Here is an 11,585-nt window from a genome sequence, read left to right as displayed (position 1 = left end):
TTTTTTTTATTGTCACAATCAATCATTGCATATAATTATATCATAATAAGTGTAGATAATGATTTAGGATTGCTATAATCCAATACGGTTCACTTAAGATTGTCCGAAGAGAGGAACGAAGCAATCGCAGTATTTATTTTTCATGCTTTTTTGCCGCCTGGATATTTTTAAGTGAACCGTATTGCTATATTATCCAGAAAGTTCTTGAGGTGAGGTACATCGCAGTCAGCCTGCATCGGCGATTTTCCCATCGACCTGACCACGCCATAGATGAGTTTTTAGTATTCGCAAACGTTGATTAGAACCACCCAATTGGTACAGGTTTTCTTTGAGATGATACCAAAAAAAGTTAAAAACAGAGGTACTGGAATAAAAATGAATCCTCCTGTTTTTACTATCTTAAAGCCTCCCAAACCTTAAGTAAACCGCATTGCTCTATAACCTGCCGACTTACTTTAATTATGGCTTGGGTTCCATTGGTTTGGGAGCATTTGTGTTTTGCATTTAATAGTCCGAAGGTTCCCGTTCGCGACCTTGTTTCTCGCTAGCTTGCGACTTTTAGGAGGGTTACAGGAGAATTGGCTGAGTTGCGTCGCTCGCAAAATTGTTTGTGCGATCGGATACCGTGAATCTAGGTTTAATGATGAATAGGCGATCGCGATTTTTGTTATAAGTGCGATCGCTTTTATTTTGATATAACTGAAACGAGCGGATGAATAAGTCGATCGCATTTGAGGACTTACGCCAGATCGAAGATCAAGATTTCAGCATTGGCTTCGGTAGTCAGTTCTAGAACTTCTGTGCTACCAATCTGCACGCCATCGCCTTCCCGCAACGATTCACCGTTCAAAGTCACGATGCCGCGTGCTACCTGAATCCACGCAAAGCGATCGCTGGGCATCTCAAACACAACGCGATCGCCTGATGATAGCACCGAAACATAGAGATTAATGTCTTGGTGAATCGTTACAGAGCCGTCTCTCCCATCCTTAGAAGCAACCAATTTCAATTTGCCTTGCTTTGCTTCTAATCCAAAATTAAGCTGCTCGTAACGAGGAGTTAGATTTTGTGTATCCGGTAACATCCAGATTTGCAGAAAATGTACTGGGTCATCTTTGGAAGCGTTGAATTCACTGTGTTGAATGCCTGTACCCGCACTCATAACTTGGACATCTCCGGGACGGATGACCGAACCATTTCCCAGGCTATCTTTATGGGCTAATTCTCCTTCTAAAACGTAGGTGAGAATCTCCATATCGCGGTGTCCGTGGGTAGCAAATCCAGCACCAGGAATAACGCGATCGTCGTTAATTACTCGCAAACTCCGAAAACCCATGCGATCGGGATCTTGGAAGCCACCAAAGGAGAAAGTATGATAACTGTCGAGCCAACCTATTTTTGTATGACCGCGGGCATTGCGATCGTGGATCGGATGTTTTACTTGTGGATTTGACATAGAACTATCCTCCGATAATTTCAAGAATTTTTGGGATAAAGCCATCGATAAAATAACCGAGTCACACGGGGCATAACCAGATAAGTCAAACAGAAAACGGTTAGCAAAGTTAACACAAACGATCGCACTAATGGCGGTAAAACAGTCAATGCAGGCGCAAGGAGCGCTCCCAGAAGCTGGACTACGACAAAGACCGCTAATCCGGTTAAGATCGCCATTTTGTAGCGTTTGGGTGGATGCTGAACGAGCTTTCCTGGCAGGGTGAACCAGGTCTCTAAACCAGTCAGGATTTCTACATTTTGATCTTGTTGTACCAGGGGTTGTACCTTGTCGATCCAGCGTTGGCGGACGGGGGAATCCATCCATTCCTTGAGATGTTTGTAGCAATCAAACTTGAGGACGATCGCATATTCGGGATGGGATGAATCATGGGGACGGATAAAGCTAACGCCACAATGTCCGTCAAATTGTTGGGCAACTCCAGAAACATCATGCAACCATTGTTCGTATTCCTGTTCGCGCCCCGGTTTCACCAGATGTGAAATAGCGGCTGTAACGGGTTGTTTGTCGGTATCTAGTACGACGATCGCAGGTGTCATTTCAATTACGCCTCCTCTCACAATGTAAAGCTACAACCCATACCACATCAGAAGCTCGATCGCGAGCCTGCTTTTCGATCAACTGCCCCAAAAATCCAATCTGGCGATCGCAGCCGAAATCATGAGTATAATCGCCCTATGAAATGGAAGTATGGATCTTTGAGTTTGTCGCTCAGACTTGAATCGAATTATAAACCAATACGCTTGGGTTAATACCGTCAATAGAGATCAAAAAACGATGTGAGAAATGGGGTAGTGCCCTAAAGGTAAGGATGGTTGAAATTCCTTGGCAGTCTGGAGTTCATTGATTTACTACCGTGTAGGAATATCCAAGTATCTGCTCAGGACAGGGTTCAAAGTGCTGATTATTTCGTTAATGTCTTGGCTTTGTAGCTGCAAATACATTAAAAAAGCCAGGATACTTCAGGTCTGTAAGGTTGGCTCCAAGCTCTGAAAGCCTTACATGAAAAGAGCTATGTCCATCCTTACCTAAATAGGACTACCCGTAAAGTATCTGGCGGTTCCCGCTCCATGTTTCGGTTTGAACAAACTGCTGATTTGCTATCTGTGATTCAGACTTGTAGATTTCAAGGTAAAAGTGCAATGGCTTTTTTCCGTGATGCTCTATCTGCCCATTCTTGTAACTTTTTCATGCCTTCTCTGATTCCACAATCTTAGACCTGAATCCTTACGCTGATATTTCGTCGCTGCACCATTGTTCTGGCAGCTAATTCTGCCGGGTTATTATGTAATGGTAATTCCGGATGCTCCAAAACTAAAAGCAACTCAGATATTTTACAAGAAGTTAATTTTTTTCGTTCATCTAATTGTTCATAACCAGTTTGACTGCCGAAAATTTCCCAAAATTTGGATTTTAGCCTCAGCTTCTCTAGCCCAGATGGAGAGTTTCTGTAAGCGAGCAATTCTCGGTAGTAATCCCAAAAATCATCAAGAAACTTATCTAAACTTTTTTGATGACAAGTAACAAATGGACTTAATTTTTTATAATGTCTTGCTTCATGCACCCAACATAAAGATAAATCATCTGCGAGTAATTTAAACTGGGGTGCATCATCAGTGACCAGAGTTTTTATTACCGGAATCTGGGATTGCTGATGATAAAAAGCAATTGCTGCTGCCTCAAAAATTCTGGTACGATGTTGAGAGCCTAAGCAACCCAGATGCTGATTCAGCAAAGAGTTAAATTCATCACCGTTCAACGGAATTTCTTGAGGTAATCTTTTAATTTGATGGCTCCACTTCTGGGGTACATTGAACTTATCTAATAACTCGTAGGTAAGTGGAGAGATCATAAACTGAAGTCCTTGGTTGTTCTGTAATACTCCAAGTACGCTTAATCGGTCTTTTCTTAAAGTTGTAGAATAAACTGTATATAATGGATTGCAAATTATATTTGTCGTGTAATTTACTCCTTTAACACGCTGTTTGGTCTAAGTGTTGCCAAGGGCTACTTGCTAATCCGGATAAATACACTTCGTTAAATTCTGATTGAAAATTTGCTGATTTTTTCACCAGTAGATTTGATAAATAACCGGCTGACATGGAAATCCCAATATTGCTTAAAAAATCTAACAGCTTTCCTTGAGTCATGTTACCTCCATAGTACAGGCTCATAACTAAGGCTTTTACTCCGGGACCAAACTCCCCATCATAGCCGGATGGTAACGGTGAAATGTATGTTTTCTTTTCTGAAGGTGAGTAATACTTCTGTTTCCGGAATAACACGTTATCTGTTTTCAGTAAAATGTCTTGAACTATTACCTCTTCATAACCCTTGAATTCTGAATCGAATGGTAGTTCTGCCTGGGGATACTCGAGGATTTTTTCTCTGTCAACTTTGACCAGAGCATTTTTACTACTTTTAATATGTTTTTTTGGTGTTTTTCGCTCTTTCTCGGATGAGTAGTTTTCTTTTGACTTTTTCGGCCCATTAGCTTTAACCTCTGGTTTGCCCTGTTCTCCTTTCAGACGATTATTTTCGTCTTTTAATCTTTGACTTTCTGACCGTAATTCTTGGGTTTCTGCTTGTAATTGTTCTATGAGGTTCAGCAATATGGACACAGTACGACGCAATGATTCGTCTGCAATGTCAGATGGCTCAATGCTTTGCAGTAAGGTTTCTACTAATTTTTGAGGAGATGATTCTTGCGTCATGAATCATATTCTACCATGCTGTGCCTAGATTGTGAACCTTCTTTTTTGCTGTTACCCCGATTTATTGAGCGGATACATTTGATGTATGTACTGGCTGTTGATATCAAAGCAGTTTGTATTTATTGTGTTGCGTCTGCTTTGTTTGCAATTAGCTTGTTTGTATTAGCATTAATCGGTCGCGAGTGGGAGGATATCGGTCAATTATTTTTTATAGGAATTCTGGTATCTATGTTAGTGCTGATTTCCTCGATCGGTCTTTATGCAGATGTGAATAATCTCGGTACTGCTAAGGAAACTAGCTTGAAGGTGACAACATCTTCTGGTGCTTCGGAAATTGCTTTAGCACAGCATTTAAAAAGAGTGGGAGCTAAAATGTATGGCTCTTTTACCTGCGAACACTGTCAGATGCAGAAGGCAAGTTTTGGCAAAGAGGCGGCTCGCATTATCAATTATATCGAGTGCAATCCTCAAGGAAAAAATGCTCGGCGAGATCTTTGCGAAGCTGCGAAGATTAAAGGGACTCCGGCTTGGGAAATTAACGGTTAGGGGCTTGCAATTAAATATAATCCCAGTTATCTTAGAAGAGTAAGAAACAAAAAATCTGACATGAGCGGTTGTGACCTCTATAATTGGGATGCGAGAAATGATCTTGAGTGAAACCGTTAAATCGACGTTCAAGGATGGTGCAAAGAAACTGACAGGCTATCGCCGTCGAGACTTTATGGCAAAAGTGGCTGAAGACTATTTTAATGGTTCGGCTCGCAAAGTAGAAACATTTATGGGATGGAACCGATTCAGCGTTCAACTGGGCTTACATGAACGACGAACTGGGTTGATTTGTGTTGATAATTACCGGGCGCGAGGGCGACATAAAAGTGAAATTTTACTGCCAAATTTAGAAGCGGATATTCGTTCTTTAGTAGATCCCGAGTCCCAGGCAGACCCCAAGTTTAAATCGACATTTTTGTATGCTCGGATCAGTGCCAAGGCGGTACTATCAGCCTTAGCGAGTCAGAAGAACTACGACACCTCGCAATTGCCTTCTCGTCAGACAATTGGCACGATTTTAAATCGAATGGGGTATCGCCTAAAAAAACACAAAAAACCAAGCCATTGAAAAAAATCCCCGAAACAGATACAATTTTTGAGAAGGTATTCAAAGAGAATCAAGCCTCCGATAAAGATGTTAATTCTCTACGAATATCAATCGATACCAAAGCCAAAGTCAAAATTGGTAACCTCTCACTCTTGCGGCAAAGCGAGAACCATCGAACCGAAATCGGCTGACGATCATGATACGGAGTGGCAAGCGGTATTAGTCCCCTTTGGAATTCTCAATACTGAAAGTGACCAATTATCTATTTATATGGGGCAGTCTGCTGAAACCACTGATTTTATCGTCGATTGTCTAACGGATTGGTGGCAAAACAACCAATCTGATTACACCGAGCTGGAAGAATTAGTGATTGACCTTGATGGTGGTCCAGCAAATAGAAGTAATCGAACACAATTCATCAAACGTATCATTGAGTTGTCTCAAAGAATTGGTTTAAGAATCAGACTAATTTACTACCCGCCGTATCACAGCAAGTACAATCCAATTGAACGTTGCCCAAGCGGCACTTGAACATTATTGGAATGGTGCTATTTTAGATTCAGTTGAAACAGCCGTCAACTGGGCATCTAACATGACATGGAAAGGAATTAATCCCATTGTAAACTTAATTGAGACAACTTATGAGAAAGGCGTAAAAGTTTTACCTCATGAGTTAAAACAGTATTTGCCCTCATGGCAACGTTCTGAAACTTTACCAAAATGGGATATCACGATTATCCCATTATGACTGGTATTTTATTTGTCCGCGAGTCCCTAAGTTTTACGAAGGGGAAAAATCGTTGAAGGAGTTAGGAGATTTATCTGGCTATCAGGGAACTCGCGAATTTAAAAATCTTTCAAATCACGATCGCTGATTGATGGATTTGTGGCGATCGCCCTTATCATAGTCGATCGCCCGCACCTGCGCTCAACCCCAAAAATATACACAACTTAATATGTACTGCGAATCCGCCAGATTTTGAGCCATCCGACTGATGAAATTTACCGGGGTTTGTGAAAATATGAAAAAAATATGAAAAATTTTGAACAGTAAAACAAATGACCCACTCGGAAAACAGACCCAGCCTTCCCGAAGTCCACCGCAGCATCCCCGTTCCCAACAGCAAAGGCTTCTGGCGTAAAATGTTGGCTTACGCAGGGCCTGGATATCTGGTTTCAGTGGGTTACATGGATCCCGGAAACTGGGCGACTGATTTAGCAGGGGGAGCACAGTTTGGCTATGCGCTATTAAGTGTGATTTTGCTATCTAATTTGATGGCAATTTTTCTGCAATCATTGTGCGTGCGGTTGGGAGTGGCAACGGGACAAGATTTGGCACAAGCTTGTCGAGATTATTTTAGCCCGCGAGTTAATTTTGTGCTGTGGATACTTTGTGAAATTGCGATCGCAGCTTGCGATTTAGCTGAATTGGTCGGAAGTGCGATCGGACTGCAATTGCTATTTGGCATTCCCTTAGTTTGGGGAGTGTGCATCACTGCATTAGATGTGATAATGGTGTTATTTTTACAAGGCAGAGGCTTTCGTTATATCGAAGCTTTGGTGATTACGATTATTGTAATTATTGGTGGTTGCTTTGTCGCAGAAATGATTTTTGCCAAACCAGATGCCGGAGGAGTTTTACTCGGTTATGTTCCCAGCCTAGAGATTTTACAAAATCCGGGAATGCTTTATATTGCAGTTGGGATTTTAGGGGCAACTGTGATGCCGCACAATCTTTACCTGCATTCATCGATCGTGCAAACTCGCGCTTGGGAAGAAACTTCTGATAAAAAATGGGAAGCAATTAAATTTGGCACGATTGATTCTACAGTAGCGTTGTCAATAGCTTTGTTTATTAATTCAGCAATTCTGATCTTGTCTGCTGCAACATTTCACTTTTCCGGCTATCAAGAAGTAGCAGAAATTCAAGATGCCTACAAACTGCTTTCTCCGGTGCTGGGTGTGGGTTCTGCCAGTGCAATTTTTGCTTTTGCTTTGTTGGCTTCGGGGCAGAACTCAACTTTGACTGCAACTCTAGCAGGACAGATTGTGATGGAAGGCTTTTTGCATTTTCGTCTGCGGCCTTGGTTGCGGCGTTTGCTGACTCGACTGGTTGCCATTGTGCCGGCTTTGCTCTCAATTATCTGGTTCGGTGAAGGCAGTACAACTAATTTACTGGTTTTCAGTCAAGTAATTCTCAGTTTGCAATTACCTTTTGCCGTAATTCCTTTGGTAATGTTTACTTCAAATCGCGGCTTGATGGGAGAGTTTGTGAATCCATTTTGGCTGAAAGCGGTAGCTTGGTTAGTGGCTAGTATTATAGTAGGATTAAATAGTTGGCTGTTATTACAAATAATCTTCTAGCAATTTGAGGCTAAATCAAACTACAAAAAACAAAACCCGCCGGTGCGGGTTTTATCTTAAAACTAATTGTTAATGGCTAATAGTTTCAACTACTTTTTAGGATCAAGAGCCTGCTTACCAGTAGTGGGATGGGCAGACGCAGCGTTAGTTTTCAAAAGTGCGATCGCCTGCGCGTAGCAAGGATCGTCCTTCGTCGCCACCAACGTCGGTTTGTTAGCTAATTTCAGCTTTTGTTCGTCGGTAACTTCCACCTTCACATCAGGAGTAACACCCTTGTGGCTGATATCCGTACCGTTGGGAGTATAGTAGTGAGCGATCGTCACCGCCAATCCCGAACCGTCAGACAAAGGATGCGTAGACTGCACCAAAGCTTTGCCAAAAGTTTGGCCGCCCATCACAGTCGCGCGCTTGTTGTCCTTCAGCGCACCAGCCAAAATCTCGCTGGCGCTGGCCGAGTTGTTGTCCACGAGCACCACCAAAGGCTTGTCAGTGATGGCAGTGCGGTTAGCCCGCATTTCCTGAGAACCTCCCGCGCGATCGACTGTACGGACGATCGCCCCAGAATCCATCCACATCTGCGCGATATCAATGCTCACCGACAGCAAACCGCCGGGATTACCCCGCAAATCCAACACAAAAGCGTCAGCTTTCTGATCGGAGAGCTTTTTAATCGCCCGCTGCATTTGTTCGCCCGCGTGGGAACTAAACTCTTGCAAGCGGATATAACCGACATTCTTGTTAGCTTCCTTCTTGAGGCTGTAGCGAACCGCTGCTACCTCAATTCTGGCCCTAGTCAGAGTGATATCAAACTCGCTTTTGCCCTGACGAGCAATCCGCAGCGTGACTTTCGTGCCTTCAGCGCCCCGAATTATCTGAGCCGCATCCGCGACAGTCATGCCTTTGGTAGCTTTACCGTCAATCACCAAAATCGTATCGCCAGCTTGAACCCCTGCCTTCAGGGCTGGGGAATTTTCCATCGGTTCGACTACCGTGATCGCTTTCGTTTTCTCATCTTCTTCGAGCCTCATCCCCACCCCTGTCAGTTCCCCGGAGATTTGACTCCTGAGGGCTTCGTACTGCTTCGGATCCATGAAGCGCGTGTAGGGGTCTTTTAATTTCTCTAGGGCATTACGGAGGGCGGTGTAAGCGGCTTCGCGAGAAGTATAATTTTTACTCAGCAATTCTTGGCGAGTAACTTGCCAGTCAGTCTTGTTAAAGGTGGGATCGACATAATCTCGGTTCACAATTTGCCAAGCTTCGTCTAAGACAGCTTTGGGGCTATCTTGAAGCTCGGCGCGGACTGATTGACTCAGGCCAGGAACGAGTAAAGATATCGAAGCGGTTGTGGCCATCGCCCCAGTGAACAGGGCTGCCTGTAACATAGAAAAGCGTCTGCGGGCTTGATTCATTGAATTTTGGCTCAATTCGATTTTTGATTTTTGATTTGAGATTTTATATTGCTAAAAAATCTCAAACTACCATTTAAACTATTGTGTGGAGGCTCCACCATCCCTTTGGATAGTTTAACGAGATTCATCGCCGATCGCCAACCAATGATGACTCTATTTTAATAAACTTAATTTAAAACTCGGATTTAAAGGTCTCGTGGAAGCTAAAATCGCACAATTTTCCCGTAATTGGTTGAGCCTGCTCCTGAATGGAGCGATCAGTGCAGCAGCGCTGGCTGGCGTCATTACCATGCAGTCGATCGGGCAATTAGGCGGAATGCCCCCAGTTGCCGTTCCTACGGTGCAGAAGCCACTCTCTGCCATATCTGCTGCCAGTTTCAAGCAAGCCTCCCAGCAAGAAGCCCAGCAAGAAGCCCTGCGGCTAAAAATGCTCAAAACTCTTCCTAGTTTTGGGTTTGACAATTTAATTGCCGATTGGACATTTCTCAAATTTTTGCAGTATTTTGGCGACGACGAAGCGCGAGATGTGACCAGCTACAATCTGAGCCAAGAATATTTTGACATCATCACGCGGCGCGATCCTCGGCGAGTGGAAATTTACCCATTTCTGTCAGTTGCTGTTTCCTTTTATCAAGCAAAACCCGAAATTGCCGTGCAGTTAATGGAACGGGGTACTAGCGCCCTGTCGCCGCAAATTGATCCGCAAGCGTGGACAGTGTGGCGAAATAAAGCTCTCGATGAATTGCTGCTATTGGGGGACATTCCCGACTCAATTCGATCGCACGAAATGGCTGCTGACTGGGTGGAACAAACCCCGAAAGGCCGCGAATTGGCGCAGATTTTTCGAGGAACTGCTGAGTTTTTGCGTCGAGATCCCGATAGCGTGGCGGTGCGGTTTGCAGCTTGGAGCATGGTTTATGCTCAAACAAAGGACAAAATTGTGCGACTAAGGGCGAAACAAGCTCTTGTAAAGTTGGGAGCTCAGGTGCAAAAAGATCGGGATGGAAAGGAAAGTTTTATTTTGCCGGCTAGAAAGTAGTTGATTGTTGACGGTTAACTGTTGACGGTTAACTGTTGGCGGTTAACTGTTTACTGTAATTCCCCAATCTAAAATCTAAAATCTAAAATCAGCTTGAGTTAATTCGCGCCATTCACCGGGTTTGAGGCCTTCGAGACGCAAATTTCCGATCGCACTTCTCACCAGCCGCAGCGTCGGAAACCCTACTGCTGCGGTCATCTTACGGACTTGCCGATTGCGGCCTTCGGTGAGAGTCATTTCCAGCCAAGCTGTCGGAATGTTTTTGCGAACTCGAATCGGGGGTTCGCGGGGTGGCAATTCGGGTTCTGCCGACAATAATTGCACTTTTGCCGATCGAGTCCGATAATCTTGAATGGTGACACCTGTCTGCAAAAGGGCGATCGCACCCGCATCTGGAACCCGTTCCACCTGCACCAAGTAAGTCCGGGGATGAGCGAATTTCGGGTCACTGAGGCGATGCTGCATTTGTCCATCATCGGTTAACAGTAACAAACCTTCGCTATCGCGATCGAGTCTTCCCACCGCATAAACATCAGGAATCGGAATATAGTCTTTAAGAGTTCTGCGTTTAACTTCCCCTGAGTTGTCAGTGAATTGAGTTAAAACGTCGTAAGGTTTGTAAAATAAAATGTAACGATAGGGCATGACCAATTAACGATTAAAAATGTACTAATCTCAATATTTTTGTACTGGCGGGTTCAACAAACAATAACGGCCTCAAACCGACCATCTGAAAAACCCGCCCCATCCAATGGCTTTCTCTCTTGTCTCCCTTCTCTGCGCCCTCTGCGCCCTCTGCGGTTCAAAAAAAATCTTATTAACCAACGATTCAAACCAGCTATAAAATCTTCTGCCTTTAACAGCCTCGTAAATCTCAAATACCCAACTTTACCATGCCCGAAGCCACACGCCGCGTTTGTATCGTCCTAGGAACTCGCCCGGAAGCAATTAAACTAGCTCCTGTAATTCAACAGTTCAAAAATTCACCCAACTTTGACACCCAAGTAATTTTAACCGGTCAGCACCGAGAAATGGTCGAGCAAGTGATGCGGATGTTTGATCTAAAAGCCGATCGCGATTTAGCAATTATGCAGCACCAGCAAACCCTAACCGACATTACATCCCGCAGCTTGCAGGGTTTGGAAGCCTTGTTTAAAGAATTGCAGCCCCAAATCGTCTTAGTTCAGGGAGATACAACGACAGCGTTTGCCGCTGCTTTGGCTGCATTTTACCAGAAAATACCAGTCGGTCACGTAGAAGCCGGATTGCGGACGGACGACGTGTTCAATCCCTATCCCGAAGAGGCTAACAGGCGGTTGATTTCGCAGCTCACACGGCTGCATTTTGCCCCAACAGCGCTGGCTGAAGATAATTTAGGGCGATCGGGCGTTTTGGGAGGAATTCACCTGACAGGCAACACAGTCATCGACGCCTTGTTATCCGTCGC

Annotated in this window: 12 protein-coding genes and 2 pseudogenes; 8 read left to right on the top strand and 6 right to left on the bottom strand. The window is 44.0% G+C overall.

The genetic code is table 11. The features are described from left to right. Positions 1–739: 739 nt before the first annotated feature. On the bottom strand, positions 740–1,456 hold the full coding sequence (locus QUB66_RS28810) for a pirin family protein (RefSeq protein WP_332970683.1): 717 nt from the start codon (positions 1,454–1,456) through the stop codon (positions 740–742). 20 nt (positions 1,457–1,476) lie between these two features. Continuing rightward, positions 1,477–2,055: an antibiotic biosynthesis monooxygenase gene (locus tag QUB66_RS28805; RefSeq protein WP_265240105.1), complete on the bottom strand. Its 579-nt coding sequence runs from the start codon at positions 2,053–2,055 to the stop codon at positions 1,477–1,479. A gap of 498 nt (positions 2,056–2,553) precedes the next feature. Between QUB66_RS28805 and QUB66_RS28800 the strand changes: the two are divergent. Beyond that, positions 2,554–2,733 (top strand): annotated as a pseudogene (locus QUB66_RS28800) (IS66 family transposase); the annotation flags it as partial. Here QUB66_RS28800 and QUB66_RS28795 read toward each other — a convergent pair. Together QUB66_RS28795 and QUB66_RS28790 are read right to left on the bottom strand one after the other, a co-directional pair. Beyond that, on the bottom strand, positions 2,730–3,368 hold the full coding sequence (locus QUB66_RS28795) for a hypothetical protein (protein ID WP_332970681.1): 639 nt from the start codon (positions 3,366–3,368) through the stop codon (positions 2,730–2,732). The pseudogene QUB66_RS28800 and the gene QUB66_RS28795 overlap by 4 nt on opposite strands. Before the next feature lie 121 nt (positions 3,369–3,489). Continuing rightward, on the bottom strand, positions 3,490–4,230 hold the full coding sequence (locus tag QUB66_RS28790; RefSeq protein ID WP_332970680.1) for a hypothetical protein: 741 nt from the start codon (positions 4,228–4,230) through the stop codon (positions 3,490–3,492). On the opposite strand from QUB66_RS28790, the gene QUB66_RS28785 reads away from it, so the two are divergent. From QUB66_RS28785 to QUB66_RS28770, 5 genes and pseudogenes are all read left to right on the top strand, one after another. After that, a complete protein-coding gene (locus QUB66_RS28785; protein WP_332970679.1) occupies positions 4,222–4,776 on the top strand; it encodes a hypothetical protein in 555 nt (184 codons plus the stop codon). The two genes, QUB66_RS28790 and QUB66_RS28785, sit on opposite strands and share 9 nt — an antisense overlap. 88 nt (positions 4,777–4,864) lie before the next feature. Continuing rightward, positions 4,865–5,517, top strand: a pseudogene (locus QUB66_RS28780) (ISAzo13-like element transposase-related protein). Beyond that, a complete protein-coding gene (locus QUB66_RS29825; protein ID WP_333002947.1) occupies positions 5,414–5,857 on the top strand; it encodes an ISAzo13-like element transposase-related protein in 444 nt (147 codons plus the stop codon). Before QUB66_RS28780 ends, QUB66_RS29825 begins: the two are co-directional and overlap by 104 nt. Further along, positions 5,832–6,074 carry an ISAzo13-like element transposase-related protein gene (locus tag QUB66_RS28775; RefSeq protein ID WP_332970678.1) on the top strand — a complete coding sequence of 81 codons (243 nt, stop codon included), beginning with the start codon at positions 5,832–5,834 and terminating at the stop codon, positions 6,072–6,074. The genes QUB66_RS29825 and QUB66_RS28775 overlap by 26 nt, the downstream gene beginning before the upstream one ends. A 311-nt stretch (positions 6,075–6,385) precedes the next feature. Beyond that, on the top strand, positions 6,386–7,690 hold the full coding sequence (locus QUB66_RS28770; RefSeq protein WP_332970677.1) for an Nramp family divalent metal transporter: 1,305 nt from the start codon (positions 6,386–6,388) through the stop codon (positions 7,688–7,690). An 89-nt stretch (positions 7,691–7,779) separates the two neighbouring features. Here the strand turns inward: QUB66_RS28770 and ctpB are convergent, their stop codons facing one another. Next, complete coding sequence (gene ctpB, locus QUB66_RS28765; protein WP_332970676.1) at positions 7,780–9,099, bottom strand: carboxyl-terminal processing protease CtpB; 1,320 nt, start codon at positions 9,097–9,099, stop codon at positions 7,780–7,782. A 196-nt stretch (positions 9,100–9,295) separates the two neighbouring features. Here ctpB and QUB66_RS28760 point away from each other — a divergent pair, with 196 nt between their 5' ends. After that, on the top strand, positions 9,296–10,138 hold the full coding sequence (locus QUB66_RS28760; RefSeq protein WP_332970675.1) for a hypothetical protein: 843 nt from the start codon (positions 9,296–9,298) through the stop codon (positions 10,136–10,138). A 75-nt stretch (positions 10,139–10,213) separates the two neighbouring features. On the opposite strand, the gene QUB66_RS28755 is transcribed toward QUB66_RS28760, so the two are convergent. Next, positions 10,214–10,783 (bottom strand): pseudouridine synthase, encoded by a 570-nt coding sequence (locus QUB66_RS28755; RefSeq protein WP_332970674.1) that lies wholly within the window; start codon positions 10,781–10,783, stop codon positions 10,214–10,216. Positions 10,784–11,031: 248 nt separating this feature from the next. Here QUB66_RS28755 and wecB point away from each other — a divergent pair. Further along, positions 11,032–11,585: non-hydrolyzing UDP-N-acetylglucosamine 2-epimerase (gene wecB, locus QUB66_RS28750; protein WP_332970673.1), on the top strand; the 554-nt coding region annotated here is incomplete at its 3' end.

The organism is Microcoleus sp. A2-C3 (genome assembly GCF_036706065.1).
Classification (GTDB): Bacteria; Cyanobacteriota; Cyanobacteriia; order Cyanobacteriales; family Microcoleaceae; genus Microcoleus.
The sequence above is the reverse complement of the archived record's forward strand: the minus strand, read 5'-3'. Positions and strand labels throughout refer to the sequence as shown.

Excerpts from the sequence above, each read along its gene's own strand:
- QUB66_RS28810 (WP_332970683.1), bottom strand. The coding sequence starts at position 1,456 with ATGTCAAATCCACAAGTAAAACATCCGATCCACGATCGCAATGCCCGC.
- QUB66_RS28805 (WP_265240105.1), bottom strand. The coding sequence starts at position 2,055 with ATGACACCTGCGATCGTCGTACTAGATACCGACAAACAACCCGTTACA.
- QUB66_RS28795 (WP_332970681.1), bottom strand. The coding sequence starts at position 3,368 with ATGATCTCTCCACTTACCTACGAGTTATTAGATAAGTTCAATGTACCC.
- QUB66_RS28790 (WP_332970680.1), bottom strand. The coding sequence starts at position 4,230 with ATGACGCAAGAATCATCTCCTCAAAAATTAGTAGAAACCTTACTGCAA.
- QUB66_RS29825 (WP_333002947.1), top strand. The coding sequence starts at position 5,414 with ATGTTAATTCTCTACGAATATCAATCGATACCAAAGCCAAAGTCAAAA.
- QUB66_RS28770 (WP_332970677.1), top strand. The coding sequence starts at position 6,386 with ATGACCCACTCGGAAAACAGACCCAGCCTTCCCGAAGTCCACCGCAGC.
- ctpB (WP_332970676.1), bottom strand. The coding sequence starts at position 9,099 with ATGAATCAAGCCCGCAGACGCTTTTCTATGTTACAGGCAGCCCTGTTC.
- QUB66_RS28755 (WP_332970674.1), bottom strand. The coding sequence starts at position 10,783 with ATGCCCTATCGTTACATTTTATTTTACAAACCTTACGACGTTTTAACT.